Below are 25601 nucleotides of genomic sequence, written 5' to 3' on the forward strand. Positions count from 1 at the left end.
TCGTCGGCGAACTCCCCAAGACCCGCTCCGGCAAGATCATGCGCCGCCTCCTGCGCGACATCGCCGAAGGCCGCGAAGTCGGCGACACCACCACCCTCGCCGACAGCTCGGTGATGAGCCAGATCCAGGCCCAGCTGCCGCCCTCGGACAACGGCAACGGCTGAGCCCGGCGAACGGGCCGCGCGGGCCCGACGGACTGCGCGGGCCTGACGGACTGCGCGGACTGAAACGGCGGCTGTGCCCCGGGCGATCGTCATCGCCCGGGGCACAGCCGTGCTCGGCCGCACCCAGGACCGCGGAGGCACCCTGCGGCAGGCCCCCGCCCGGGCAACGGACCGCGCTCCGCCCGCACCGCCCGCCCCACCGGGGTCTGAGCGCGGTGCCCACCGGGCCGAACGGCCCGAAGCCAAGGCGGGGCTGCCCACCGGCGGGCGGGGCGGTCCATCGGAGAACGGGGCAGGCCACCGGCGCGCGGGACAGGCCCGAGGTGCGGCCGGCCGGGTGGAGCGGGTGGTCGGCCGCTCGCACGAGGACCCGGGATCGGGTCCGCCGGGGGGTGGCCGTCGACCGGGGCGCACCGTACGTCGCCTGCGGGCGAGGACGGGAACGGGTTCACCCGAACACCTGCGGCCGGGCCGTTCGGGCGCCCGGCCGTTGCTCGTCCGGAGTGCGAAACCGCCCCGCAGGGCTTAAGTCCTTTATCAAGACAATCCGGATGTCACCCGAACGTCCCGTTAGACTGCTAAGGACGCGTCAAGACCCCCTGTCGGGGATCCGGGCGTCACAGGGCGCGCCGGGAAGTCTGGTCGGCAACTGCACCACCCGTGTATCCGTTGCCGCTCCCAGCCCCTCAGGAGGTCCCCCGTGACCGACCAGCCGCCCGTCCACGAGCCGACGACCCGCCGCCGGCAGTTCCTCGGCCGGCTGCCACTGCCCGAGCGCACCTTCATCACCGACGCCCTGCGCACCGAGACGGTCGGCGGCGTGCTGCTGCTGGGCGCCGCCGTCATCGCGCTGATCTGGGCCAACGTCTGGCCGCAGGCGTACGAGAGCGTGCTCGACTACACCGTCGGCCCCTCCGCCCCGCTCCACCTCGACCTCTCCCTGGCCACCTGGGCCCAGGACGGGCTGCTGACGATCTTCTTCTTCGTCGCCGGGATCGAGCTCAAACGCGAGTTCGTCGCGGGCGAGCTGCGCACGCCGAGCGCCGCGCTGCTGCCCGTGATCGCCGCCGTCTGCGGGGTCGCGCTGCCCGCGATCGTGTTCGCCGTGGTGAACTCCGGCAGCGGCGGGCACCCCGGCGGCTGGGCGATCCCGACCGCCACCGACATCGCCTTCGCCCTCGGCGTGCTGGCCGTGGTCGGCAGCCACCTGCCCTCGCCGCTGCGTGCCTTCCTGCTCACCCTGGCCGTGGTCGACGACCTGATCGCGATCCTGATCATCGCGGTCTTCTTCAGCTCCGGCATCAAGTTCTGGGCCCTCGGGCTGGCCTTCGCCGGGCTGGTGCTGTTCTGGTTCCTGCACCGGCGCGGGGTGCACGGCTGGTACCTGTTCGTGCCGCTGGCGCTGGTCACCTGGGCGCTGATGCACGAGAGCGGCATCCACGCCACGGTGGCGGGCGTCGCGATGGGCCTGATGCTGCGCTGCCACCGGGAGGGCGACGAGCAGCACTCCCCCGGCGAGCACATCGAGCACCTGGTCCGCCCGCTCTCCGCCGGACTGGCCGTCCCCCTGTTCGCCCTGTTCTCGGCCGGGGTGACGATCTCCGGCCCGGCGCTGCGCGAGGTATTCACCCAGGCCACCCCGATCGGCATCGTGGCCGGCCTGCTGATCGGCAAGTCGGTGGGCATATTCGGCGGCACCTGGCTGGCCGCCCGGTTCACTCGGGCCGAGCTGAACCCGCAGCTCAAGTGGGCCGACATGGTCGCCGTCTCGGTGCTCGCGGGCATCGGCTTCACCGTCTCGCTGCTCATCAGCGAGCTGGCCTTCCCGGACGACCCGGAACTCGCGGACCTGTCCAAGACGGCCGTCCTGGTCGGATCGCTGCTCTGCGCGGTGCTCGCCACCGTGCTGCTGAAGCTGCGCAACCGGCACTACCGCGCGCTGTGCGAGGAGGAGGACCGGGACCTGGACGGGGACGGCATCCCGGACGTCTACCAGGAGGACGACCCGGCGTGGCGGGCGCGGATCTCGGAGCGGGCCCGGGCCTCCGAGGCGACCCGGCCGCTGCCCGGCGCCGGCCCCGAGGACTCCGGCGCCGCCGGCACCACCGACGCCTCCGGGAACCGGAAGGCCACCGGGGACCCCGGGAGTCCCGACACCTCCGGGACGGACCGCTGACGGTCCCTCCGGAAGCTCCGCACACCGACTCCGGCCGCAGCCCGGAAGCCCCGCCCGGGAGGCGGCCGGTGGGCCCGCCGACGACCGCGCGCAGGCCTTCCCCGGCCGGGACACGTCCCTCCGGCGGGGCCCCGGAGTGGTGTCCGACTGACCGGTAGGGGCATGATTCTGAGCTGTCGACAATCCACTGACGCCTCCGGACCCCCACCGGCCCCGGAACCGCGGACCCGCGGGGCGTCACGCCGTACAGCCGCAGAGGAGAACCGCTGATGCCCGCAGGAACCGCAGACCCGTCCAGCAACGGCCGGGCGCCCTACGAGGGCGAGCGTTCAGTGGGGCAGCTGTTCGCGGCGGCCACCGCCGATCTGTCCGCGCTGGTCCACGACGAGATCGCACTCGCCAAGGCCGAGATCCGGGCGGACGTCAAGCGCGGCGTCTCGGGCGGTGTCTCGCTGGCGGTCGCCGGTGTGGTGGCGCTGTTCTCGATCCCGATGCTGAGCGCCGCCGCGGCCTACGGCATCCACGCGCTGGGCCTGTCGCTGGGCTGGTCCTTCCTGATCGTGGCCGGCGCATACCTGCTGCTCGCGGTCCTGCTCGGGGTGCTGGCGTACCGCTCGTTCAAGAAGATCGAGCCGCCGCACCGCACCATCGAGGGTGCCCAGAAGACCGCCGACGTGCTGAAGAACGCCCGGCCGCGCCCGGCCACCAAGGAGGAGATCGACCGGGCCCTGGGCCGCATCCCGTAAGCGGTCGCGTCCGGGTGAGGGCGGTCCCGCCGCCGCGACGGCCTGCCGACGGCCCTGCCCACAGCCCTGGCGGCGGCCCCGGCAGCCCCACCGGCAGCCCCGCCGGCGGCACTGACGACGGGCACTGACGACGGGCACTGCCGCCGAGCCGTCGTCGAGCTGACGGGCGGCCCCGACGACGGACCGTCAACGGAGCCCGTCAACGGAGCCCGCCGGCGGTACCGGGAGCGGACGGCTCCGGTCAGCCGCCGTGCCCCGGGCGGACCCGCCGACAGTGAGTGCCGGGCACGTGTCCGGCACGCGGATGTGACACGCTCTCGGTATGCCGCTTGACCAGAAGCCCGTGCCCGCGCAGCCGTCCGCCGATTCCGGCCCCGACTCCGGCCCCGGGCTCGTCCCCGGGGGCTCCGGCCCGGTCCCCGGGCGGGGGCCCGTCGGGGCGACCGCCGAGGCCTGGAGCATCCGGCAGTCCGGCCCGTGGACGCACCGCGACCTCGCGGCCAACGGCGCCCGCTTCCACATCGCCGAGCTGGGCTCGGGGCCGCTGGTGCTGCTGGTGCACGGCTGGCCCGAGTACTGGTGGGCCTGGCGCCACCAGCTGACCGCGCTCGCCGAAGCCGGCTACCGGGCGGTGGCGCTCGACCTGCGGGGCATCGGCGGCAGCGACCGCACCCCGCGCGGGTACGACCCCGGCAACCTCGCCCTGGACATCACCGGGGTGATCCGCTCGCTCGGCGAGCGCCGGGCCCACCTGGTGGGGCACGCCTCCGGCGGCACCCTGGCCTGGGTGGCTGCGGTGATGCGCCCGTCCGTCATCCAGAGCCTGACCGTGGTCTCCGCGGCACACCCGAGGGACCTGCGCCGGGCGCTGCTGACCGACCGCCGCCAGTTCGCTGCCTTCGAGCACGTGCTGGGCTTCCAGCGGCCGTGGATACCGGAACGCCGCCTGGTGGCCGACGACGCCGAGTTGGTCGGCCGCTACCTGGATTCCTGGACCGGCCCGAACGGCCTGGACGAGGCCGCGGTGCACGCGTACCGGCAGGCGATCCAGATCCCGAGCACCGCGCACTGCTCGATCGAGCCCTACCGCTGGCTGCTGCGGTCGCTGGCGCGGCCGGACGGCATCCAGTTCGCACGACGGATGAAGAAGCCGATCACCGCGCCGACCCTGCACGTCCAGGGCGCGGCCGACCCGGTACTGCTCTCGCACACGGCGCTCGGCGGCGGCGAGTACGTGGCGGCGCCGTACCGCTGGCGGCTGCTGCCGGGGGTCGGGCACTTCCCGCACGAGGAGGCGCCGGAGGAGTTCACCGCCGAGTTGCTGGACTGGGTCGGGCGCCACAAGGAGTGACCTCGGGCGAGGCGCCCGGGGCCGGACGTGTCATGTCACGGAAGGGCCTTCGGACCCAACTCCCGTGATGTTTCGCTCATATGACAACCGCATAGGCCAATTTCGGCACACCCCGGGCGATTACCTCCACCGGCCCAGGGGCATCCATTCCGGTATGAGTTGGATGCCCGATCGCGGCGCCGCCCCGCGCGGCCGACGCCAGAACAGCCCGCAGCGTTCCGCCCACCGCCCCGACCGGGCGGACGACCTCGGCTTCGACGGCCTCGACGGCAGTCGCCGCGCGGACCCGCGGCAGCTCGGTATCCCGCGCATCCTCGGCCGGCGCGCCCGCTGGGTGGGCGCACGACTGCGGCGCGAGACCTGAGGCCTCGCGCCGCGTGGGTCCGGTGACACCCGGCGACCGGGCGGGCCGTCGAACGGCCGCCCGGAACGCGCCGCTCAGTTCGTGATCGGCGACACCGCGGTGAACCAGAGCAGGACGAAGGTCGCCACCGACATGATCGGCACCAGCACCTTGGTCTCGACGTCGTTGCCGCTGCGCTTGATCAGCACGACCTCGTAGCGCTCCTTGTGCGGCCAGAGCAGCGGCGCGCCCTTCTTGGTCAGGCAGTCGCCCAGCAGGTGCGCCAGCGTGCCCAGCGCCACCGCGTACGGCAGCCAGCCGGGCGAGTTGGGCATCCAGGTGTTCATCCCGAAGGTGCCCAGCGCGGACAGCCCGATGATGGTGATCCAGGCCTGCGGACCGTCGCCCGGCGGGCAGAGCCGCAGCGCCCTGATCGCCAGCGCCAGCAGGAAGAAGGTCAGCCCGAGCGTGAAGTTGCGGCCCAGGAAGGTCACGCCGGCCCAGGTGCCGGCGCCCATCAGCCCGACGAACAGCAGCGAGTGGGTGGCGTGCCGGTGACCGCCGGAGGCCCAGGCCACGAAGCGGCAGAGCGCCTTGGAGACCGGGCCGAGGAAGTTGGCGATCGAGCCGTCGTGGTGGTCGAGGTCCGGCAGCAGGGCCGCACCCGCGCACAGCACCGTGCCCATCAGTATGTCCGCCGGCTGCAGCGTGGTGTGCAGCAGCAGCGGGGGCAGGAAGGGGGCCGACGCCGCGTACAGCATCGCCCCGCTCACCGCGTGCGAATGACCCATCATCGGACTGCCACGACCTCCCGTCGGGCCCACTCCGGGACGGCGCCCGGTTGAGCCGAACGGGTGAGCGCGGCCGAGGCTATCAGGGCGGGCTGACGGTACGACGGATATCGGACGCCGCGGCCCGGCGCGGCCCGGGGCGGCATCCCCGGACAGACCGTCCCGGACAGGCTGCCCCTGCGGGCCCCGCCCGGGACGGCCCGGTCAGAGCGCGCAGCCCTGGGTGTCCACCCGGGCGGTCGCGGCGCCGCCCTGCTGGGCGTCCTCGCGCACCTCGGCCGCGGTCAGCACGTAGCCGGTGTCGGCGCTGTCCAGGGACTTGGCGAACACCACGCCGTACACCTGGCCGTCCGGGGTGAGCAACGGCCCGCCGCTGTTGCCCTGGCGGACCACCGAGCGCACCGAGTAGACGTCGCGCACCACCGGGCCGCGGTGGTAGATGTCCGGGCCGTTGGCCTGGATCCGGCCGCGGATGCGGGCCGGCTGGACGTTGAAGGCGCCGTTCTCCGGGAAGCCGGCCACGATCGCGCTGTCGTTGGTCTTCGCCTCGCCCGCGAAGGTCAGCGCGGGCGCGTTCAGCTTGGGCACGTCCAGGACCGCGATGTCGCGCTGCCAGTCGTAGCGGACCACCGTCGCGTCGTACAGCTGGCCGACGCCGCCGATCTGCACGGTCGGCTCGCTGACCCCGCCCACCACGTGCGCGTTGGTCATCACCCGGTGCGGGGCGAAGACGAAGCCGCTGCCCTCCAGGGTCTTGCCGCAGGACGTCGCCGTGCCGACCACCTTGACCAGGCTCTGCTTGGCCCGCGCCACCGCCGGGCTGGCGGCCAGCGCCGGGTCCGGGGTGTCGACCTGGGTGATCGGCTCGTGCTCGAAGGGGTTGAAGACCTGCGGGAAGCCGTTGCGGGCGAGCACCTTGGAGAAGTCCGAGAACCAGTTCGGCGCGTCCGAGGGCAGCGCGTTCTGCACCCCGCCGAGGATCGCCGAGGAACGGACCTGCTTGGAGACCGTCGGCAGCGAGGCCCCGGCCAGCGCCGAGCCGATCAGCCAGGCCACCAGCAGCATCGAGACCACGTTCACCACCGCGCCGCCGGCCGCGTCCAGCACCCGGGCCGGCCGGCGGTCGATGTGGCCGCGCAGCTTCCAGCCGAAGTGCGCGGTGACCGCCTGGCCGATCGCGGCGAAGACGATCACCACCACGACGGCCACCACCGAGGCCGTGGTGCCGGGGCTGAGGTGGTCGAGCAGCAGCGGCAGCAGCTCGACGGCCAGCAGACCGCCGCCGAGGAAGCCGACCAGCGACAGGACACCGACCACGAAGCCCTGCCGGTACCCCGACACGGCGAATCCCACGGCAGCGGCGATCAGCAGCACATCCAGCACGTTCACTCCGACACCCTCCCACGGTCCGGTGGCCGGTCGCGCCGGCGGTCGGTCACGAGGCTCCGGCGTCGCCGCCCGGCAGCGCGCGGGAGTGTTCGAGGTCGCCCTGGACCAGGGCCAGCGCGTCGTCCGAGAGGTCGACGATCCGGGACGGGTCCCAGGCCAGCTCCAGTCCGCTGTGGTGCAGCACCCGGTCGATCACCCCGGCGGTGAAGCCCCACACCAGCCGACCGGCGACCGCGAAGGCCGGGCCGACGTGACCGGAGGGGTGCCGCAGCCGCACCCGGTTCGCCGGGTCCGCCAGGTCGGCGATCGACACCCGGAACACCGCGCCGGTCTCGCCCTGGTCCACCGGGCGCACCGGCGACTCCTCGCGCCACCAGCCGAGCACCGGGGTCACCACGAAGCTGCTCACCGGGATGTAAAGCCGCGGCAGTGCCGCGAACACCTGCACCCCGGCCGGGTCCAGGCCGGTCTCCTCCCAGGCCTCGCGCAGCGCCGCCGCGATCGGGCCCGGGCCCTCCGGGTCCCCGTCCTCCGGATCGAGCGCGCCGCCCGGGAAGGACGGCTGGCCGGCGTGCGAGCGCAGCGACCGGGCTCGCTCGATCAGCAGCACGTCCGGCCCCTCCGGGCCCTCGCCGAACAGCATCAGCACGGCCGCCGCCCGGCCGCCCTCGACCGGCGGCAGAAAGCGGCTCAGCTGCTCCGGCAGCACCCGCTCGGCCGCCTCCCGGACCGGCTCCAGCCAGGCCGGAAGGTCGTCCCGCTCGATCCCGCGCGTGATCATCCGGCCACCGCCAGATCCGCGACCCGACCGTCGTGGCCGGCCGCGTCGGCCCGGGCGGCCGCCTCGCCGGGGAAGTCCGCCGGGGGCCTCAGCCGTTGCCCGGGCTGTCCGCCCATCTCGTACTTGAGCAGCGCGCGTGCCTTCTCCGGGTCGGTCTCCCCCTCGCCGTACGCGGGGCAGAGCGGCGCGACCGGGCAGGCACCGCAGGCGGGCTTCCGGGCGTGGCAGATCCGGCGGCCGTGGAAGACCACGCGGTGCGAGAGCATCGTCCACTCCGATTTCGGGAAGATCTCGGCGACGACCGCCTCGACCTTCACCGGGTCCTCCTCGGCGGTCCAGCCGAACCGCCGGGCCAGCCGGCCGAAGTGGGTGTCCACGGTGATCCCCGGGACCCCGAAGGCGTTGCCCAGCACGACGTTGGCGGTCTTGCGGCCGACGCCCGGCAGGGTCACCAGGTCGGCCAGGCGGCCCGGCACCTCGCCGCCGAACTCGTCCCGCAGCGCGATCGAGAGGCCGATCAGCGACTTCGCCTTGTTCCGGAAGAAGCCGGTCGGCCGGATGACCTCCTCCAGCTCCTCCGGGTTCGCCGCCGCCATGTCCTCCGGCGTCGGGTACTTCGCGAACAGCGCGGGGGTGGTCTGGTTCACCCGCAGGTCGGTCGTCTGCGCCGACAGCACGGTGGCCACCAGCAGTTGGAAGGGGTTCTCGAAGTCCAGCTCCGGGTGCGCGTACGGATACAGCTCAGCCAACTCGCGGTTGATCCGCCGGGCCCGCCGCACCATCGCCAGGTGCGACTCGGGCTTCCTCGGCTTCACGGCGGGCTTCTTCGCCGCCTTCTTCACCGCCGGCTCGGCCTTCGGCGTCGCGTTCCGGACCTTGCTCTCTGCCATGCACGAAGGCTACGCCGACCGGCGGGCAGGGCGGGCGTGATCAAGCGGAAGTGGGCTTGGCCAGGGCGTGTTGTCTAATGAGGTCTTCGTGTGGCGGTTACCTGACAGGGGGCGGGCTGATGATCAGGGTCCTGTTGGCCGAGGACATGAGCATGGTGCGCAGCGCGTTGATGGCGCTCCTCGCGTACGAGGACGACCTGGAGGTCGTCGCCGACGTGGACCGCGGGGACCTGGTGGTGCCGACCGCGCTGGAGGTGCGGCCGGACGTCGCGGTGCTGGACATCGACATGCCCGGGCTGGACGGACTGCAGGCGGCCGCCGAACTGCACGAGAAGCTCCCGGAGTGCGGGACCCTGGTGCTCACCGGGCTGGCCCGGCCCGCCTACCTGCGCAGTGCGCTCTCCGCCCACGTGCTGGGCTTCCTCGGCAAGGATGCCCCGGCCGAGGAACTGGCCGCGGCGATCAGGAAGGTGGCCGCCGGCGAGCGGGCCGTCGACCCGGAGCTGGCCCTGGCCGCGCTGGGTGCGCGCGAGAACCCGCTGACGCCCAGGGAACTGGACACCCTGCGGCTCGCCGCGCAGGGGGCCTCCGTCACCGAGATCGCCGCCCGGCTCTTCATCTCGCCCGGCACCGCCCGCAACCACCTGGCCGCCGCGGTGTCCAAGACCGGGGGGCGCAGCCGGGTGGACGCGATCCGGATCGCCGAGGAGATGGGCTGGCTGTCGGTCGGGCCCCGGCTCGGCTGACGCCCCGGGCGGGCCTGTGGCCGCCCGTTCAGCGGGCCCCGGCCGGGCGCCGCCAGTGGCCGGTGAGGTCGCGGTAGAGGGCGGAGCTCGTCAGCAGTTCCTCGTGGCTGCCCGCGACGGCGTCGGTGCCGTCCATGACCAGGACCCGGTCGGCCCGCAGCGCCGAACTCATCCGGTGGGCGATGACCAGCAGGGACCCCCGGCGGCGGGCGAACGCCTCCTCGGCCCGGGCCTCCGCGACCGGGTCCAGGTGGCAGGTCGCCTCGTCCAGGACGACCAGGTCGGCCGGGGACAGGTAGGCGCGGGCCAGCGCGATCTGCTGGCGCTCGCCGGCCGAGAGCGCGTCCGGCGCGATCTGCGCCCGGTGGCCGCCGAGGCGTTCGACCAGTCCTTCCAGCCCGATGGCGGCCACCGCCCGGTCCACGTCCCCGGGCCCGGCGTCGGGGGCGAGGTACCGCAGGTTCTCGTCCAGGGTGCCGGTGAAGACGTACGCCTCCTGGGGGATCAGGACGCGGTGGCGGGCGAGTTCGGCGGGGTCGGCGGGCAGCGGGCGCCCGCCGAGGCGCACCTCGCCGCCGGTCGGCCGGAGCAGTCCGGCGATCAGACCGGCCAGGGTCGACTTCCCGATCCCGCTCGGCCCGACCACCACCAGGTGCTCCCCCGGGCCGATCGTCAGGTCGAGGTCGCGGACCACCGGCTCGGCGCCGGGACCGTAGGCGAAACCGACCTTGCTCAGCTCGACGCCGTACGGGCCGTGTGTGCGCCCCGCGGGCCCGGGCGCCGGGGCGGCGGGCTCGGGCGGGGTGGACTCCAGGATGCGCCGCAGGGTGACGGCCAGCCGTACGCCGCTGCCGCCCAGGCCCTGGACCAGGGTCTGCAGGGCGGGCTGGAGCCCCTGCGTGATGTAGGTGACGGAGCCGAGCAGCCCGCCGGCCGTCACGCCGTGGCCGGTCAGCCAGGAGGCCGTGGACAGCAGCAGGACCAGCGGCAGCCAGCCGCCGACGGCCAGCACCAGGGTCCGGTCGGCGGTCAGCCGGGCGACCCGCCGCGCCGCCAGCGCCTGCCGCTCGACCGCCGTCGAGAGCCGGTCACCGGTCCACCGCTCGGCACCGGCCGCGGTCACGTCGCGCAGGCCGCCGATCACGGCGCCCGCCTCGGCGGCTAGGCGCTCGTCGGCGAGCAGCAGCTCCCGCTGGGCGTCGGTGGTGCTGCGGAGCATCAGTGCCAGCAGGCCGGCGGCGGCCAACAGCGGCGGCAGCACCACGACCAGGACCAGCGGCTCCAGGAAGCACATGCCCAGCAGGGCGCCGCCGACGCTGAAGACGAACCGGCGGACGACCATGGTGATCCCGGCGTACGCCTCGCGGACGATCTCCACCTGCTGGGTCAGCCGGGCGACGCCCGCGGTGTCGGGGCGGCCGGGGGCCGTCCGTGCCGCGTGCAGTCCGCCGGTGACCACCCGGCGGACCAGGTCGTCCCGCAGCGGTTCGACCAGGGCCGCCAGCCGCGGGTAGACCTGGCGGGTCGCCCAGGCGCCGACGAAGACGGCGACACCGAGCAGGGCCAGGTAGGCCATGCCGACCCCGGGGCGGCCGGCGCCGAAGCCGGAGTCCACCGCGCCGGCCACCAGGCGGCCGGCGGCGAACCCGGGCAGTGCCTCGACCGCCGACCACAGCGCCAGCCGGACGACCACCCGCGGACTGCGGCGCAGCGGGGCGAGGAGTTCGGTCCGGAGGGAGACCTCGGGTGTCCGGTTCACGTGCCCACCTCGGCGGGGCTGGGGCGGGCCGCGTCGGGCCCGGCGCCGTCGGCGGGGCGGTCCTCGTCGGCGGGGCGGTCCTCGCCGACGGGTTGATCGGGCCGGAAGACGGCCCGGTACTCGGGCAGGGCCCAGAGCTCGTCGTGCGGGCCGATCCGCCGGATGCCGCCGCCGTCCAGCCAGGCCACCAGATCGCAGCGGGCGGCGGTGGAGGCCCGGTGGGCGACGATCAGGCGGGTACGGCCGGCCAGTTCGGTGGTGAGCGCGGTGCTGACCTCGAACTCGGTCACGGTGTCCAGGCTGGAGGTCGCGTCGTCGAGCACGAGGGCCCGGCCCCGGTGCGCGAACGCCCTTGCCAGACCGATCCGTTGGGCCTCGCCACCGGACATCGGCACGTCCCGCAGGTCGGTGCGGTAGCCGTCCGGCAGGCGCTCCACGAAGGCGTCGATGCAGGCCGCCGCGGCGGCGCGGGAGAGCCTCGGCCGGTCCGCCTCCGCCACGTCGTCGAGGGCGATGGCCTCGCCGACCGTGCGGCCCAGCAGGGCCGGGCGCTCGAAGGCGTACCCGATCGCGCCGCGCAGTTCCTCGCGCGACAGCTCGGGCAGCGGCACCCCGTCGAGCAGGACGGTCCCGCCGTGCGGGTCCGTCAGCCTGCCCGCCACCGCGGCGAGCAGGGACTTGCCGGTGCCGGAGCGGCCCACGATCGCGAGCGAGGTCCCGCCCGGCACCGTGAGGTCGACGCCGTCCAGCAGGGCCCGTCCGTCCACCCGGACGGTGACCCCGCGCAGTTCGAGCCGGCCGGGGCCGGACGGGAGCGCCCGGACGCCGTACGCCGTGGCGGGCTCCGCGAGCACCTCCCGGATGCGTCCGCCGCCGGCCCTGGCGCGGGCGAGCCGGCCGAGGAACATCGCGGTCATGCCGAGGCCGGTGCCCAGGGCGGCGTACCGGGAGGCGGCCAGCATCTCGCCCGGGGTGACCCGGCCGGCGGCCAGCCCGAAACCGGCCACCGACAGCACCGCGACATCCAACAGCGGTGCCAGCAGGGCGCTTTGGGAGGCCACCCTGGTCTGCGCCCGCCAGAATCCGTGGCCCAGGCCGCTCAGTTCGGGGAGCGGGCGCAGCACGCGCTCCGCCTCCCGGTCCGTGGTGCCCGCCGCCGCGATGGTGCGCATGCCGCCCAGCGCCTCGACGAAGCCGGCCGCGATGGCGCCCTGGACCTTCTGGTAGCGGGTGATCAGGGCGGACATGTCCTGGGCGTAGGAGCGCAGGAAGTAGACCAGGGCGGGCATGCCGACCAGGAAGGTCAGGGCCAGCCAGGGGTCGATCAGCCAGAGCGCGACCACGCTGGTGAGGGTCGGCAGGACGGAGAGCGCCGCCCAGACGGCGGCCTCCGCGGCGGCGCCCGCGTCGGCGGCGCCGCCGATCAGCCGGGCGGTGAGGTCGCCGGGGTCGAAGCGGGCGGTGGCCCGGCCGCCGAGGGTGAGCAGGTGGGCCAGCTGGGCCCGGCGCAGCCAGGCCGTGCCGGCGGCGGAGCTGCGGCCCGCAGCGAGGTCGGACAGCACCTCGCAGACGATGAACACGGCGATCACCGCCGCGCAGGTGGTGATCCGCCCGTCGTCCGGCCGGCCGGACATCGCGCTGTCCACGGCGGAGCCGACCACCGCGGGCAGCAGCACCTGGGCCAGCACGCTGCCGAGGGCCGCGAGCACCAGGAGGCCGGCCCAGCCGCCGCTGCGGCGCACCGCGCTCAGCAGCAGCCGGTCGGCGTCGCGGCCGATCGCCGGCTCGGTACGGCCGATCCGGGGCCCGGTGCGGCCGTTCCGGGACTCGGTACGGCCGTTCCGGGACTCGGTGCGGCCGGCCGCCGCCGGGGTGTCGGTCGTCACTCTGCCCCTCCGGGTCGTCGCGATGGACTGTGGGTGCCGCGGCTTCGCGCGGTCGTGCGGGTGGAGCCGTGAAGCGCGTCGGCCTCCCGGTCCTGGGCGGGATCCCACCCAGGACCGGGAGGCCTAACCGACTAGTGGTTCAGTCGGCGTCAGTTGCACCACAGCCAGCTGGAGTTCGAGCAGTCGGTGCTCTTGCCGCTGTCCATCGGGGCCATCTCCTCGGCCTCGGGAAGCTCCATCGCCTGAAGGTCAAGCAGCGCCATGGTCCTGTCCTCTCTGGTGTGTCGTGCGGTGGTCAGTGAAGCCGTGCGGGGGTGTTCCGACCCGACCCGGAGGTCAGGGTCAGTTGCACCACAGCCAGCTGGAGTTCGAGCAGTCGGTGCTCTGACCGCTACCCATGGGGGCCAGCTCCTCGGCCTCGGCGGGCAGCTCCATCGTCTGCAGGTCAAGCAGTGCCATGGTTCTCTTCCTTTCCGTTGGATACCGGTTTCGCCCTGGCGGGCACCCTTCCGGGACCGGAAGGGCAGTCGGTGGGGGCGCACGGGCGGGTGCCGGTTCGGGCGGCGCGCGCCCGTGCGCCGGTCTTGCGGGCCGGCCGGGTCAGGGGGTCCGGGCCGGCCCGAGGAACGGCAGGTGGACCCGGGTGTCGCCGAGCGCCGCGCCGAGGGCGAACAGCACGCCCGCGGAGCCGGTGGCGAGGTCCATCGACAGCCGGAGCAGCTGCTCGCCGGGGTAGGCGAGGTGCCCCTGGTAGGCGAGCGCGTGCAGGGACAGCGCCCTGATCTGCGCCGCCACGTCCGGATCGTCGGCCGGCTGCGGGAGCCGGGACGTCTCGACGAGGTGCTGCATGATGCCGGCCCGGCCGTTGAACAGGCCGGACAGGACGTAGTGCTCGGACTGCGAGGAGATCCGCACGCCGTCGGCGGCGACGCGGAACTGCTCGTCCTCGCGGTGCGCCAGGTAGCGCTCCAGGACGATCCCCAGGCCCGCGCTGCCGGTCGCGAGGTAGGGCATCGAGCGCCAGCCCTCGTTGACGTGGACCGCGCCGTCGGCGCGGGTCAGGCAGCGGCGCAGGTCCTGCCGCAGGGCGGTGGCGGCCAGGTCCAGGTAGGCCCGGTCGCCGGTCCGTTCGTACATCCGGACGAACACCAGGGCCGGCCCGGCGGAGCCGCGCATCAGCCCGGCGTGCGGGTGGCGGCCGCCGCTGGTGTCGGGCACGTCCTCGGCGCCGCCGAGCTGTCCGGCGACCAGGTCGGCGGCCCGGACGGCGGCCTCGCCCAGCGAGGACTCCCCGGTGGCGTCGGCGAAGTGCGCGAGGTTGAGCGCGAGGCCGGACAGGCCGCTCTGCAGGTCGGTGCCCAGGCGCTCCCAGCCCTCGGCGAGGCAGAGCTCCAGGACCTTCAGCGCGTCGGCGCGGTGGCCGAGCCGGTCGAGCACGTGGGCCACGCCGTGCAGACCGTCGTAGAAGCCCAAGCGGGCCCGGGCGTCCTTGCGCAGGGCGCGGTCCAGCAGCCACTGCTCGTGCTCCGGGAAGCGGCCGGCACCGGTCGCGTCCAGCGCGTACAGCACTCCGGCGGCGCCGTGCGCGAGATTGAGCCCGCCGGTGCTGAACTGCTCGATGTCACCGGGGAACAGCCGGTCGTCGCGGTCCGGGGTGGCGCTCGCCAGGATGGCGCCGGCCAGTGAGTCACGGGTGGCGGCCCAGACGGACCGGTCCGGCGTCGGCAGGGGCAGGACGGCCGGGTCGAAGACCGTCGCGGGGGTGCCGGTGGACGGCCGCGCGGGCCGGCCGGATCCGTTCCCGTCGGCCGGGCCGAGGATGTCCCGCACCGCCGCGTCGAGGAACTCGCGCGGCACCGGGAACCGCTCGGCGATCTCGTCCGCCAGATGCCGGGCCTTGCCGAGGCTCTGGCGGAGCATCGCGGTCAGCGGCATGAACATCGCGAGCCTGATGCAGCCCAGGGCGTACTGGTCGACGGCGAAGCCGGTCCGGTCGCGCGGCGCCGCGTAGGCGGGGTTGCCGAGCGCGGGCTTGGTCTGCGCCTCCACCGGCGCCGCGACCTCGTAGTCGATCAGTGCGACGCTGCCGTCCGGGCGGACCATGACGTTGAAGGGGTGCAGGTCGCCGAAGACGACGCCGCGTCCGTGCACCGCGTCGACCGCCTCCTCGACGGCCCGGCAGATCCCGAGCGCCCAGTCCGTGTACTCGGCGATCTCGGCCCGGTCCGTCCGGGAGCCGTTGTACGGGTAGCGCCGGCCGAAGAACTTGTTCAGCGGCTGGCCGTCGAGGAACTCCTCGACCAGGAAGTGGTGGTCACCGACCACGAAGTAGTCGATCACCTTGGGCACGACGCTCAGCCCGGCGAGCCGTTCGAGGATGTCCCGCTCGTGCCGGAGCCGCTCGACCGCGTCCTTGCCGTCGTTGGTCAGGCCCGCGTAGGCCCGGGCCTCCTTGAGCACGATCTGCGCGCCGGTGCGGGTGTCCACGCCGGTGTAGAGGCCGCCGCCGTTGGAGAAGTGCAGCGCCTTCTCGATCCGGTACGGCAGGCCTTCGACGGTCTCCCGCTTCCGCGCCGCCAACTGCGGCGCCAGGAAGTCCGGCAGCTCCACCCACTCCGGGACGTGGAAGACCGGCTCGCGCCTGTCCGGCACCAGGGTGCCGTCGGGCGCCTCGATGGCCTGGACGAGCGCGCCCTGTTCAGAGACCATGTGCCGCTCGGTGAAGCCGCCGTACCGCACGTAGAGCGGGCCCTCGTTCCAGCGCAGGTCGCTCAGGATGTACGGGCCGGCCTCACCGCCGATGCAGGCGTCCAGCGCGTCCAGCACGGCCTTCAGCTGGGCCTCGTCACGCGGGTAGACGGTGACGAGCTTTCCGCTGGCGCCCCGGTGGGCGTACTTCATGTTCCGGGTCTGCAGGATGTGCCGGCCGGCGAGGTGCTTGAACGGGATGCGTTCGGCGTGGCAGTGGTCCGCCACCGCGTCGAGGATCAGGTCGGCGTTCTGCTGCCGGCCGGAGGTGTGGATCTTCCAGCCCTGCTTCGGCAGCGGATCCCCGCCCTCGGGGCGGAACAGCACCCAGTCGCCGTGCGGGATCCTGCTCCAGCCCTCGGGCACCGGCCGGCCGGAGAGGGCGAATTCGAGGCCCTCCTCCTTCAGCCCGGCGGGCGAGTCGAAGAACGTCGGATCGGCCATGCAGTACACGTCGTAATTCTTTGACATTCGCCACCCCCGTGACCGCTCCGAAAAACGTCGAATTGATCCGAATGACTCGGAAGGAATCGGCGGGAAATCTCGGCCGAAAACATCGGCCGTGCCGACGGAACTCCGGACGACGGCACGGGAGAGTCGATCGACCCGGTTCCCGGCGGTCCGTGTTTGATTACTTCGAACAAGGTCGATCCTTGCACCCGAACAGGACTTTGGCCACGCCGTACTCCATGGAATGCCCCATGCGATTCGCATGGGTCAGCCCGTGGATTGCCCATCCCCCGGCCGCCCGGGGCCCTTCCCCGGCGGCCGGACGGGCCCGTCGGCCGGTCCGGCCGTTACGCCGGTCTGCGGATTTGGCTAGGCTGGCCGGCGATAAGGGGCAGGGCGGCGCATCGAGGAGGGGATTCCCGTTTTCTCGCGGACTGCGGATTCCAACGATCCGGAACAGGACCATTCCGTTTCCGACCCGGACCCGGCGGTCCGGCTCGACGGGGTGAGCAAGGTGTACGGGCAGGGGGCGGGGGCCGTGCACGCCCTGCGCGGGGTGTCGATGGAGTTCCGGCGCGGCGGGTTCACCGCGGTGATGGGGCCGTCCGGATCCGGGAAGAGCACCTTCCTGCACTGCGCCGCAGGGCTCGACCGGCCGACCTCCGGCCGGGTCCGGCTGGCCGGCCGGGACCTGGCGGCGCTGTCCCCGAACGAACTGACGATCCTGCGGCGCCAACGGATCGGCTTCGTCTTCCAGGCCTTCAACCTGCTGCCGTCGCTGACGGTCGAACAGAACATCACCCTGCCGCTGCGGCTGGCCAAGCGCCGGGCGGACAAGGCCTGGCTGGCGGAGATCGTCGAACGGACCGGTCTGACCGAGCGGGTGCGGCACCTTCCCACCCAGCTGTCCGGCGGCCAGCAGCAGCGGGTGGCGATCGCCCGGGCCCTGGTGACCCGGCCCGAGGTGGTCTTCGCGGACGAACCCACCGGCGCCCTGGACAGCACCACCGGGACCGAGGTCCTGCGGCTGCTCCGGCACGTGGTCGACGGGATGGGCCAGACCGTCGTCATGGTGACCCACGACCCGGTCGCCGCCTCCTACGCGGACCAGGTCTACTTCCTGGCCGACGGCGCCTTCGCCGAGGTCCTGGACGGGCCCACGCCCGAACGGGTCGCCGAGCGGATGACCATCCTCGGAAGGCGCTGACGACATGCTCCTGCTGGCCTGGCAGACGGTGCGCGCGCGGAAGGCGGGCTTCGCCGGCGCCTTCACCGCGCTCGCCTTCGCCCTCGTCCTCACCGCCGCCTGCGGCGTCCTGCTGGAGTCCGCCCTGCGCACCGGCAGGTCCGCCGAGCGCTACGCCGCGGCCCCGGTCGTGGTCGGCGACCCCACCCGCGTCCCCGACGCCGGACCGCTGGTCGCCCGGCTCTCCCGACTGCCCGGCGTCACGGCCGCCGTCCCGGAGGTCTCCTTCCCGGCGGCGGTCATCACGGCGGACGGAAAGGTCCTGTCCGGTCCGCAGGGCGGCCCCTCGCTCGGGCACTCCTGGACGAGCGCCGTCCTGGCCCCGTTCCGGCTGACCTCCGGCCGCGCCCCGGCCGGGCCCGACGAGGTGGTCCTGGACGCCGCCACCGCCGCCCGCGCCGGGGTCACGGCCGGCGGCACCGTACGACTGGCCACCACCTCGGCGCCCCGCCCCTACACCGTGGCCGGACTGGCCTCGCCAGCGCAGGAGCTGTCCCGGCAGAGCGCACTCTTCTTCAGCCCCGAGCAGGCCGCCCGGCTCGCCGGGACGACGACCGGCGCGAACGCGATCGGCATCATCGCCGCGGAGGGAACCGACCTTCGGGCACTGGCCGAGCAGGCCGGACAGGCGGTGGCCGCGACCCGACCGCAGAACGGCGACGACGACGGGTCCGGACCCCGGGCGCGCACCGGCGACGACCGCGCCGAGCTGGAGTTCTACGGCGCTCCCGGGCCCGGGGACGGCCTGTCCTCGCTCGCCGGGACGATGGGCGTGCTGTCGCTGTTCGTCTCGGTCTTCGTGGTCGCCGGGGCGCTCGCACTCTCCGTCCAGCAACGGATGCGGGAGATGGCCCTGCTGCGGGCGGTCGGCGCCACCAGCGGCCAGGTACGGCGGATGATCGCGCTGGAGACGCTGGTGCTGACACTCGCGGCCGCGGTCGTCGGCGTCCCGCTCGGGGTCGGCCTGGCCGCGCTGCTGCGGGGCGAACTGGTCGACCGCGGGGTGGTCGGCTCGGACGTGCCGCTGCACGTCGGGCCGACCGCCCCGCTGATCGTCCTCGGCGTCGTCGTCGTCACCGCGCAGCTGGCGGTCTGGGCCGCCGCGCGCCGGGCCTCCCGGGTCGAGCCCACCCAGGCGCTGCGCGACTCCTCGGCGCCGCCGCCCGGCATCGGCCGGATCCGCACCGCGCTCGGGCTGGTGACCCTCACCGTGTGCGGCGCGGTGCTGGCCGGCTCGACGGACGGCCGCAGCGGCGCCGGCACGGCCGAGGGCATGGTGCTGGTACTGCTGCTCGGGGTCGCGCTGATCGGCCCGCTGATCGGCCGGGTCGCCAGTGTGGCGATCGGCGGGCCGGTGGGCCGGCTCTTCCCCGTCGCCGGATTCCTCGCCTCCGCCGCCCTGCGGGCCCAGCCCCGCCGGTTCGCCGCCGCCGTCACCCCGCTGGTGCTGGCGGTGGCCTTCACCGGCACCGTGCTGTTCGTCCCGGTCGTCAAGGCGCAGGCCAACGTGGCCGAGGACGGCCGACGGCTGCTGGCCGACCACGTCGTCCAGGCGGGCGACATCGGCCTTCCGGCCGAATTCACCGACGCCGTGAGGAAGTTGCCCGGGGTCGGGGCGGCCGGCGGCCTGGTGTCCAGCGTCGTCATGGTGTCCGGCAACACCTCGGACACCGCCGGTACCCACGGGGTGGACGCCCGGATCGTCGACCCGCAGGGGCTGGAGCAGCTGGTCGATCCCGGGGTGACGGCGGGCTCACTGGACCGGCTGCGCGGCGAGAGCATCGCGCTGGGGCAGCAGACCGCCTCCCGTCTCGGCGTCGGCGTCGGCTCCACGGTCCGGATCCAGTGGGAGGACGGCAGCGACGGCACCGCCACGGTCGTCGCCGTCTACGACCGTGACGCGCGGTTCGCCGGAGCGCTGCTGCCCACCGGCTTCGCCGCCGCGCACACGCCGGACCTGCTCGCACCGACCGTGCTGGTCCGCACCGCCCCCGGCGCCGACCCGCAGCAGGTGGGCCGGGAGCTCCAGGGCCTCCGGTCGGCCTACCCGATGGCCCGGATCAGCGACCGGGCGGACTACGACGCGGCGCGTCGGCACCAGCAGCAGGCGGCCACCGCGGTCGGCCGGCTACTGCTCGGCATGATCAGCCTGTTCACCGCCATCGCCGTCGTCAACACCCTGGTGATGGCCACGACCGAGCGGCTGCGCGAGTTCGCGCTGCTGCGGCTGGTGGGCACCACGCGCCGCCAGGTGCTGCGGATGATGGCCTGGGAGGGCGGGATCACCGTCGCCGTGGCGCTCGCCCTCGGCGCCGCGGTCACCGCGGCCGTCCTGGTGCCGGTCAGCCTCGCGCTCACCGGCACGGCCTGGCCGTCGCTGCCGGGGAGTTGGGAGGCCGCGGTGCTGGGCGGGGCGGCGCTGCTGGGGGTCGGCACCGTCCTGCTGACCACCCGGCTGGCGCTGCGGAGGGAACCGGTCGAGGCGATGGGGGTGCGCGAGTAGGCCGCACGCTCCCTGCGGTGCCGGGTGTCAGGCCGCGCTGGAGGCTCGCTCGGATCCGGCCTCCCGGGCCGCCCGGACCGAAGCCTTCGGGGCGGACGAGGCCTCGACGACCGCCGAGAGGTGGAACCAGCCGGAATCGTCCCGCTCGGCGGTCAGCCGACCGCCGACGGCCAGCAGCCGCTCGGTGAGGTTCTCCAGGCCGCGCCCGCCGCCCGGCTCCGCCGGTCCGCCGTCGGCCGGGACGCCGTCGTTGGACACCACCAGGCGCACGGTGCCGCGCTCGTCCCGGTCGGCCCGGATCTCGCAGTGCCCGGGCACGCTGTGCCGCAGCATGTTGGTGACCGCCTCCCGCACCACGGTGGCCAGCACCGCGTCCAGTTCGAGCCGCAGCACGCCGCAGTCCAGGTCGGCGTCGGCGCTGATCCCGGCCGCCCGCAGCGCCGCGACGGCCGACCGGGACTCCCGCGCCAGGGACATCTGGAGGTCGCCGCTGGAGATCCAGCGGGCGTCCGACATCGCCTGACGCACCATCACCAGCACCTCGGACATCTCGGCGCGGGCCCGCGCCGGGTCCTCCAGGGCCAGCCGCTGGGCGAGTTGGCACTTCAGCGCCGCCACCGAGAGGCTGTAGCCGAGCAGGTCGTGCAGGTCGCGCGCGAAGCGCAGCCGCTCCTGGTCCACCGCGCGCTCCGCCAGCTCCGTCCGGGCGGCCCGCAACTCGGCCGTCAGATCGGCGAGTCGGGCCACGCCGTACACGACGATGCCGCCCACGACGGTGGAGACGACGGCGTTGACGCACTGGCCGAAGTTCCCGTCCAGGGCCGCGCAGAGCGGGTACTGGCCCGCCGCCAGGGCGCCGAAGAGGATCCAGGAGCGGGGCGCGGCGACGGTCAGCAGCACCGAACCGGCGAAGGAGCCGGGGATGCCGACCCACGAGCCGTCGAACACCAGGAACGGCAGGTAGGTGAGCACCCCGTGGGCGAACAGGCTCCACGGCCACCAGAGCCGCTCCAGCCGCCACGGACCGGCGTGCATGATCTGGAAGCCGAGCAGCAGCAACAGGACGACGACGGCCGACAGTTGGTACACCAGGCCGTCGTGGTTGCGGACGGTGGCCACCACCGAGGCGACGAAGAAGCCGACCGCCACCATGACGACGATGCCCTGGGTGAGTCTCGACAAGGGGTCGCCGGCCATCCGGGACGTTCGACGCCCGGCCGGCCGCCGCGAGTGACGATCACCGTCGATTCGGTACGCACTGTGACCCAATGTCAGCTCCCGGTAGACGATTCGGCCCGCCATCGGCGCGCGGGGCCCGCTTCGCACGACGACGCGGCCCCCGCACGCCTCACCCAGAGCATAGTTCCCGTCAGCAATATCCCGTTAACACACAGTCATTGACCGGAAATGATGGATTTCCGCTGCCGGTCGACCGTCTCCGGACCGGCCGCAATCGCGGCCAATTCCCCGGACTCGTGGAATTGCCCCGGCCGGCGCACCGTACCGGGCAATCCGCGGCAGCGGCCGCGACCTGCGGCTCAGCGATCGGATCCGGCCAGTGCGCGGACGAAGGAGGGAACATCCACCGTGCCCCAACCACTCGCGGTGTCGAAGCCCGTACCGGCGGCGAAGCCGGGAACTCCGCCGTAGTCATTGCAACCCTCGGTGACATCGGTGATTCCGGCCGCCGCACCGTGCCGGCCGAGCCGGTACAGCAGGGGGTTGATGTCGCCCAGCCGGCCGCCGTGCTGCTGGACCGCGAGGGCCGCCACGCCGGCGAAGAGGGCCGCGGACTGGGAGCTGCCGCGGGAGCCCTGCATGGTGATGTCGGGGATCGAGCGGCCGTCCGCCTCGCCGCCGTCCACCGTCCTGCCGTCCACCGCCCTGCCGTCGGCCGTCCCGCCGTCCGCCACGGACCGCTGCCACCACGGCCGGGCGAAGGCCGACGAGTGGCCGGCGCCCGACCGGGGCCAGAGCGTGTCGGGCGCGGTCCGGTTGCCGTCGCGGTCCACGTGCAGCTGCACCGCGCCCACCGCCGTCACCCGCGGGTCGGAGGCCGGCCAGGCCACCACCCGCCGGTCGTACGTACGGTCGGGCGAGTCGCGCAGCGGCCCGGTCGGCCCGTGGTCCCCGGAGGACGCCACCAGCGTCACCCCGGCCCGGCCCGCGCGGGAGAAGGCCTGCCCGAGGCGGTGGATCGACCGGGGGTCGGAGAAGTTCTGCTCCGGCGTCCCGAAGCTCATCGAGACCACGTCGGCGATGCCGTGCTCGGTCAGGAAGTCGAGGGCCCGCATCATCTCCGGCATCCCGGTCTCGCCCTGGGTCTCGTCGACCGGGATCGCGGTCACCGCGATGCGGGCCCCCGGGGCCAGCGAGTGGATCATCGCCACGTCCGTCCTGGTCTCCTGTTGCCAGGCGAGGCAGTTCGCGGTGTTCACCCCGGGGTCGGTGCAGGACGGCACTTTCCCCAGCGGTTCGAGATTCACGATGTCGGCCGGCGGCAATCCGTACGCCTCGTCGTACTGCGCGATGAAATCGGCCAGTCGGGGATCTCCGTAGGAGACCAGTACGCCGACCGTCACGCCTTTTCCGGTGATTCCCCGCTGCCACAGTTCCGCGGCCTTGTACGGCACCGCGATGGACGGCTCCTTCGCGGGTTCCGCGGAATCGGCGCGGGCCGCGGCCGAGACCGACTGGGCCGGGGAGGCCAGAATTCCGCACAGCAGCGGAAATACCACGGCGGTTCTGCGCCACGATGCGATGCGCCGGAGCTTCGAGTCCGTTCCCACTTCCACGCTCTCCCTTTTCGTCGAGGGCTTTCCGCGCCTCATGATCCGGTCCGGGCGGCCGGAGGTCAGGGCCCCTCGGCGAGATCGTGGATTTTCCACGGACGGGAACGTGGACCACGCCCATGGTCGTCGCGCCGGGGTGCGTCCTATGGTTCCCACGGGGCTGTCGAGCAGGACCGCGGCCCTCGGCGAGGGTGGTCCTGGTCGTCCGGAGTGAGGCCGGCGGGCAGGAGGGGCCGTGGACGCCCCGGAAAAGATCTTCGGCGGGAGCGATGAGTTTCGCGGCGGACACCGGTCTACCCCTGCGACCGGATCGTCCGAACGAAGGAACACCCCATGAGCACCGTGGTCTCCACCGACGGCACCACCATCGCCTGCACCGTCACCGGCTCCGGCCCGGCCGTCGTCCTGGTGGACGGGGCGACCACCCACCGGGCCTTCGACCCGGGCGTCGCGGTCGCCGAGCAGCTCGCCGCCCACCACACCGTCTGGGCGTACGACCGGCGCGGCCGCGGCAGCAGCGGCGACACCGCGCCGTTCGCCGTGGAGCGCGAGATCGAGGACCTGGCCGCCGTGGTCGCGGCGGCCGGCGGCTCGGCCGCCGTCTTCGGCATCTCCTCGGGCGCCGCGCTCGCGCTGCGGGCCGCCGCCGCGGGCGTCCCGATGACCCGGCTGGCCGTCTACGAGCCGCCCTTCAGCACCGGGGCCGAGCAGAGCGCCCGCTTCGTCGGCTACGTCACCGAGCTGGAGGCGGCGCTCGCCGAGGGACGGCGCGGGGACGCCGTCGCGGCCTTCATGACCTTCGTCGGGATGCCCCCGGAGATGGTGGCCGGGATGCGCACCGCCCCGGTGTGGCCGCTGTTCGAGGCGATCGCGCCGACGCTGGCCTACGACGCGGCGGCGCTGGGCGCGCGGACCGGTGCGACCGTCCCGGTCGACGTCCTGGCCCGGATCGCCGTGCCGACCCTGGTGCTGGACGGCGGCGCCAGCCCGGAGCTGTTGCGGGCCCCGGCCGCCGCGGTGGCCGCGGCCGTGCCGGGCGCCGGGTACCGGACGCTGGCCGACCAGACCCACGAGGTCGCGGCCGAGGTGCTGGTGCCGGAGCTGGAGAAGTTCTTCGCCTGAGGTTCCGTCCCGGGGAGGGGTCGACCTCGCGCCCCGGGAACGGGCCTGACGTCCCGTCCCTGACGTTCCGTCCGGGGGAGGGGCGCCCGGCGTCGCGGGCGGTGGCCCTAGTCTTCCGACGAACCGATGATCGGAGAACGAGGACCCATGGACGTGGACTTCAAGGACATCCCCACCACCACCCTGGCCGACATCCTGGGCCGCGCCCAGGTCATGGACATCGGCATGCGCCCGCTCTGGGCCGGGATGCCCCGGGTGGCCGGCCCGGCCTTCACCGTGCAGTGCCCGCCCGGGGACAACCTGATGCTGCACGCCGCGATCCACCGGGCCGGGCCCGGCTCGGTGATCGTGGTCGAGTCCGGCGACCTGGACTACGCGCTGGCCGGCGGCAACGTGTGCGCCGTGGCGCAGCGCCGGGGCGTGACGGCCTTCGTCGCCGACGGGCTGATCCGGGACCTCGGCGAGGTCCGGGAGGCGGGCTTCCCGGTCTTCGCCCGCGGCGTCATCCCGATCCCCGGGGCGAAGAAGGCGCTGGGCACGCACGGCGCCCCGGTCCGCTGCGGCGGTGTCCTGGTGGCGGCCGGCGACGTGGTGGTGGCCGACGAGGAGGGCGTCGTGGTGGTGCCCGCCGCCGAGCGGGACCGGGTCCTGGACGCCGCCCGGGCCAAGCTGGCCAAGGAGGCCGCCGAGACCCTGGACGAGTGGGCGGCGGAGCACCACGCCCGGATCGAGCGGACCCTCGCCGAACTGGGCTTCCAGGGCTGAGGCCCCGGGGCGGCCGGCGGCCCCCCGGACCGCCGTCAGCCCCGGTACAGCCCGTTCAGCTCGCCGAAGCCGAGCGCCCCGTCGAGTTCCGTCAGCGTCCCGGCGCCGAGCAGTTCGGCGGCGGCGCGGCGGGCCGCGGTGTACGCGAGCTGGGCGAGACCGGTGCCGAGGCTGATCCGCCGCACGCCCGTGGCGGCGAGTTCGGCGACGGTCGGCCCGCCCGGGACGGCCATCGCGTTCACCGGCAGCGCCGAGCGCCGGCACAGCTCGGTGAGGGCGTCGAGGTCCAGCAGCCCGGGGACGAACAGGCCGTCGGCGCCCGCCCCGGCGTAGGCCCCGGCCCGGGCCAGCACGTCGTCGAGCCCGCCCAGCCCGAACAGGAAGACGTCGGTGCGGGCGTTGACCACCAGCTCGGGCAGCCCGGCCGCGGCCGCCGCCGCACGGGCCGCGCGCAACCGCTCGGCCTGCGCGGCGACCGGGAAGAGCGGGCCGCCGACCGCCGTCGAGTCCTCCAGGTTCACGCCGACCGCGCCCACGCCGACCAGGGCGGTCACGGTCTCGGCCACGTCGGCGGGCAGCGGCCCGTACCCGCCCTCGGCGTCGACGGTGACCGGCAGGTCGACCGCCTCGACGATCCGCCGGGCCGCCTCGACCGCCGCCGCGCGGTCGAGCCGCTGGCCGTCGCCGTGCCCGAGCGACCAGGAGACGCCGCCGCTGGTGGTGGCGACCGCCCGGGCGCCGGCCGAGGCGATCACGGCGGCGCTGCCCGCGTCCCAGGCGTTGGGCAGGACGAGTGCGCCGTCCGTGACCAGTTCGCGCAGCCGCAACGCCCGCTCGCGGGACTCGGGGGTGGTGGACATGGGTGTCACCGGCTTTCGTACGGATCGGTGGGGACGGAGGCATCCTGCGCCCGGCCGCCCCGCCCGGACCAGTGATTAAGCTGGGGCTGAATC

21 protein-coding genes are annotated in these 25601 nt (G+C 74.3%); 9 read left to right on the plus strand and 12 right to left on the minus strand.

The window, feature by feature from the left end:
* The first annotated feature begins 864 nt into the window (after positions 1-864).
* From nhaA to AB0D10_RS09250, 4 genes are all read left to right on the plus strand, one after another.
* Complete coding sequence (gene nhaA / locus AB0D10_RS09235; RefSeq protein WP_360253564.1) at positions 865-2340, plus strand: Na+/H+ antiporter NhaA; 1476 nt, start codon at positions 865-867, stop codon at positions 2338-2340.
* 269 nt (positions 2341-2609) lie between these two features.
* Positions 2610-3086, plus strand: a complete 477-nt coding sequence (locus AB0D10_RS09240) for a phage holin family protein (protein ID WP_360253566.1) — start codon at positions 2610-2612, stop codon at positions 3084-3086.
* A gap of 322 nt (positions 3087-3408) precedes the next feature.
* On the plus strand, positions 3409-4437 hold the full coding sequence (locus tag AB0D10_RS09245; protein ID WP_360253568.1) for an alpha/beta hydrolase: 1029 nt from the start codon (positions 3409-3411) through the stop codon (positions 4435-4437).
* Positions 4438-4591: 154 nt separating this feature from the next.
* Positions 4592-4801 (plus strand): hypothetical protein, encoded by a 210-nt coding sequence (locus AB0D10_RS09250; RefSeq protein ID WP_360253570.1) that lies wholly within the window; start codon positions 4592-4594, stop codon positions 4799-4801.
* 74 nt (positions 4802-4875) lie between these two features.
* Here the strand turns inward: AB0D10_RS09250 and AB0D10_RS09255 are convergent, their stop codons facing one another.
* The 4 genes from AB0D10_RS09255 to nth all read right to left on the minus strand — a co-directional run bounded on the left by AB0D10_RS09255 (position 4876) and on the right by nth (position 8523).
* Positions 4876-5574, minus strand: coding sequence for a metal-dependent hydrolase (locus AB0D10_RS09255; protein WP_360253572.1), 699 nt, complete (start codon positions 5572-5574; stop codon positions 4876-4878).
* 201 nt (positions 5575-5775) lie between these two features.
* A complete protein-coding gene (locus AB0D10_RS09260; protein ID WP_360253574.1) occupies positions 5776-6960 on the minus strand; it encodes a MarP family serine protease in 1185 nt (394 codons plus the stop codon).
* A 46-nt stretch (positions 6961-7006) separates the two neighbouring features.
* The gene (locus AB0D10_RS09265; RefSeq protein WP_360253576.1) at positions 7007-7741 is read right to left on the minus strand and encodes a CoA pyrophosphatase; all 735 of its coding nucleotides are present in this window, start codon (positions 7739-7741) and stop codon (positions 7007-7009) included.
* A complete protein-coding gene (gene nth, locus AB0D10_RS09270) occupies positions 7738-8523 on the minus strand; it encodes an endonuclease III (protein WP_360253890.1) in 786 nt (261 codons plus the stop codon). The genes AB0D10_RS09265 and nth overlap by 4 nt, the downstream gene beginning before the upstream one ends.
* A 227-nt stretch (positions 8524-8750) precedes the next feature.
* Between nth and AB0D10_RS09275 the strand changes: the two genes are divergently transcribed.
* Positions 8751-9377, plus strand: coding sequence for a response regulator transcription factor (locus tag AB0D10_RS09275; RefSeq protein ID WP_360253578.1), 627 nt, complete (start codon positions 8751-8753; stop codon positions 9375-9377).
* A 28-nt stretch (positions 9378-9405) separates the two neighbouring features.
* Here AB0D10_RS09275 and AB0D10_RS09280 read toward each other — a convergent pair whose 3' ends face one another.
* The 5 genes from AB0D10_RS09280 to lanKC form a co-directional block, all read right to left on the minus strand.
* Entirely contained in the window at positions 9406-11136 is a 1731-nt protein-coding gene (locus AB0D10_RS09280) for an ABC transporter ATP-binding protein (RefSeq protein WP_360253580.1), read from the minus strand.
* Positions 11133-13022, minus strand: coding sequence for an ABC transporter ATP-binding protein (locus AB0D10_RS09285; protein WP_360253582.1), 1890 nt, complete (start codon positions 13020-13022; stop codon positions 11133-11135). Before AB0D10_RS09285 ends, AB0D10_RS09280 begins: the two co-directional genes overlap by 4 nt.
* Before the next feature lie 149 nt (positions 13023-13171).
* Positions 13172-13285: a SapB/AmfS family lanthipeptide gene (locus tag AB0D10_RS09290; RefSeq protein ID WP_360253584.1), complete on the minus strand. Its 114-nt coding sequence runs from the start codon at positions 13283-13285 to the stop codon at positions 13172-13174.
* Positions 13286-13364: 79 nt separating this feature from the next.
* Complete coding sequence (locus tag AB0D10_RS09295) at positions 13365-13481, minus strand: SapB/AmfS family lanthipeptide (protein WP_189913033.1); 117 nt, start codon at positions 13479-13481, stop codon at positions 13365-13367.
* A gap of 141 nt (positions 13482-13622) precedes the next feature.
* The gene (gene lanKC / locus AB0D10_RS09300; RefSeq protein ID WP_360253586.1) at positions 13623-16241 is read right to left on the minus strand and encodes a class III lanthionine synthetase LanKC; all 2619 of its coding nucleotides are present in this window, start codon (positions 16239-16241) and stop codon (positions 13623-13625) included.
* A 484-nt stretch (positions 16242-16725) separates the two neighbouring features.
* Here lanKC and AB0D10_RS09305 point away from each other — a divergent pair, with 484 nt between their 5' ends.
* Both AB0D10_RS09305 and AB0D10_RS09310 read left to right on the plus strand, forming a co-directional pair.
* Positions 16726-17427, plus strand: a complete 702-nt coding sequence (locus AB0D10_RS09305) for an ABC transporter ATP-binding protein (protein ID WP_360253588.1) — start codon at positions 16726-16728, stop codon at positions 17425-17427.
* A gap of 4 nt (positions 17428-17431) precedes the next feature.
* A complete protein-coding gene (locus AB0D10_RS09310) occupies positions 17432-19969 on the plus strand; it encodes an FtsX-like permease family protein (RefSeq protein ID WP_360253590.1) in 2538 nt (845 codons plus the stop codon).
* 27 nt (positions 19970-19996) lie between these two features.
* On the opposite strand, the gene AB0D10_RS09315 is transcribed toward AB0D10_RS09310, so the two are convergent.
* Positions 19997-21166, minus strand: a complete 1170-nt coding sequence (locus AB0D10_RS09315; protein WP_360253592.1) for a histidine kinase — start codon at positions 21164-21166, stop codon at positions 19997-19999.
* A gap of 341 nt (positions 21167-21507) precedes the next feature.
* Positions 21508-22602: a S53 family peptidase gene (locus AB0D10_RS09320; protein WP_360253594.1), complete on the minus strand. Its 1095-nt coding sequence runs from the start codon at positions 22600-22602 to the stop codon at positions 21508-21510.
* Between the two features lie 492 nt (positions 22603-23094).
* Between AB0D10_RS09320 and AB0D10_RS09325 the strand changes: the two genes are divergently transcribed.
* Together AB0D10_RS09325 and AB0D10_RS09330 are read left to right on the plus strand one after the other, a co-directional pair.
* Positions 23095-23883, plus strand: coding sequence for an alpha/beta fold hydrolase (locus tag AB0D10_RS09325; RefSeq protein ID WP_360253596.1), 789 nt, complete (start codon positions 23095-23097; stop codon positions 23881-23883).
* A gap of 147 nt (positions 23884-24030) precedes the next feature.
* On the plus strand, positions 24031-24648 hold the full coding sequence (locus AB0D10_RS09330; protein WP_360253598.1) for an RraA family protein: 618 nt from the start codon (positions 24031-24033) through the stop codon (positions 24646-24648).
* Between the two features lie 35 nt (positions 24649-24683).
* Here AB0D10_RS09330 and AB0D10_RS09335 read toward each other — a convergent pair whose 3' ends face one another.
* Positions 24684-25508: an isocitrate lyase/phosphoenolpyruvate mutase family protein gene (locus tag AB0D10_RS09335; RefSeq protein WP_360253600.1), complete on the minus strand. Its 825-nt coding sequence runs from the start codon at positions 25506-25508 to the stop codon at positions 24684-24686.
* Positions 25509-25601: the final 93 nt, after the last annotated feature.

The sequence above is a fragment of the Kitasatospora sp. NPDC048545 genome (genome assembly GCF_040651155.1).
Lineage (GTDB): Bacteria > Actinomycetota > Actinomycetes > Streptomycetales > Streptomycetaceae > Kitasatospora.

What these genes read in the sequence shown, in the direction of transcription:
- AB0D10_RS09275 (WP_360253578.1), top strand. Translation starts at nt 8,751, where the DNA reads ATGATCAGGGTCCTGTTGGCCGAGGACATGAGCATGGTGCGCAGCGCG.
- AB0D10_RS09290 (WP_360253584.1), bottom strand. Translation starts at nt 13,285, where the DNA reads ATGGCGCTGCTTGACCTTCAGGCGATGGAGCTTCCCGAGGCCGAGGAG.
- lanKC (WP_360253586.1), bottom strand. Translation starts at nt 16,241, where the DNA reads ATGTCAAAGAATTACGACGTGTACTGCATGGCCGATCCGACGTTCTTC.
- nth (WP_360253890.1), bottom strand. Translation starts at nt 8,523, where the DNA reads ATGGTGCGGCGGGCCCGGCGGATCAACCGCGAGTTGGCTGAGCTGTAT.
- AB0D10_RS09330 (WP_360253598.1), top strand. Translation starts at nt 24,031, where the DNA reads ATGGACGTGGACTTCAAGGACATCCCCACCACCACCCTGGCCGACATC.
- AB0D10_RS09240 (WP_360253566.1), top strand. Translation starts at nt 2,610, where the DNA reads ATGCCCGCAGGAACCGCAGACCCGTCCAGCAACGGCCGGGCGCCCTAC.
- AB0D10_RS09335 (WP_360253600.1), bottom strand. Translation starts at nt 25,508, where the DNA reads ATGTCCACCACCCCCGAGTCCCGCGAGCGGGCGTTGCGGCTGCGCGAA.
- AB0D10_RS09250 (WP_360253570.1), top strand. Translation starts at nt 4,592, where the DNA reads ATGAGTTGGATGCCCGATCGCGGCGCCGCCCCGCGCGGCCGACGCCAG.
- AB0D10_RS09295 (WP_189913033.1), bottom strand. Translation starts at nt 13,481, where the DNA reads ATGGCACTGCTTGACCTGCAGACGATGGAGCTGCCCGCCGAGGCCGAG.
- AB0D10_RS09245 (WP_360253568.1), top strand. Translation starts at nt 3,409, where the DNA reads ATGCCGCTTGACCAGAAGCCCGTGCCCGCGCAGCCGTCCGCCGATTCC.
- AB0D10_RS09265 (WP_360253576.1), bottom strand. Translation starts at nt 7,741, where the DNA reads ATGATCACGCGCGGGATCGAGCGGGACGACCTTCCGGCCTGGCTGGAG.
- AB0D10_RS09310 (WP_360253590.1), top strand. Translation starts at nt 17,432, where the DNA reads ATGCTCCTGCTGGCCTGGCAGACGGTGCGCGCGCGGAAGGCGGGCTTC.
- AB0D10_RS09325 (WP_360253596.1), top strand. Translation starts at nt 23,095, where the DNA reads ATGAGCACCGTGGTCTCCACCGACGGCACCACCATCGCCTGCACCGTC.
- AB0D10_RS09315 (WP_360253592.1), bottom strand. Translation starts at nt 21,166, where the DNA reads ATGGCCGGCGACCCCTTGTCGAGACTCACCCAGGGCATCGTCGTCATG.
- AB0D10_RS09255 (WP_360253572.1), bottom strand. Translation starts at nt 5,574, where the DNA reads ATGATGGGTCATTCGCACGCGGTGAGCGGGGCGATGCTGTACGCGGCG.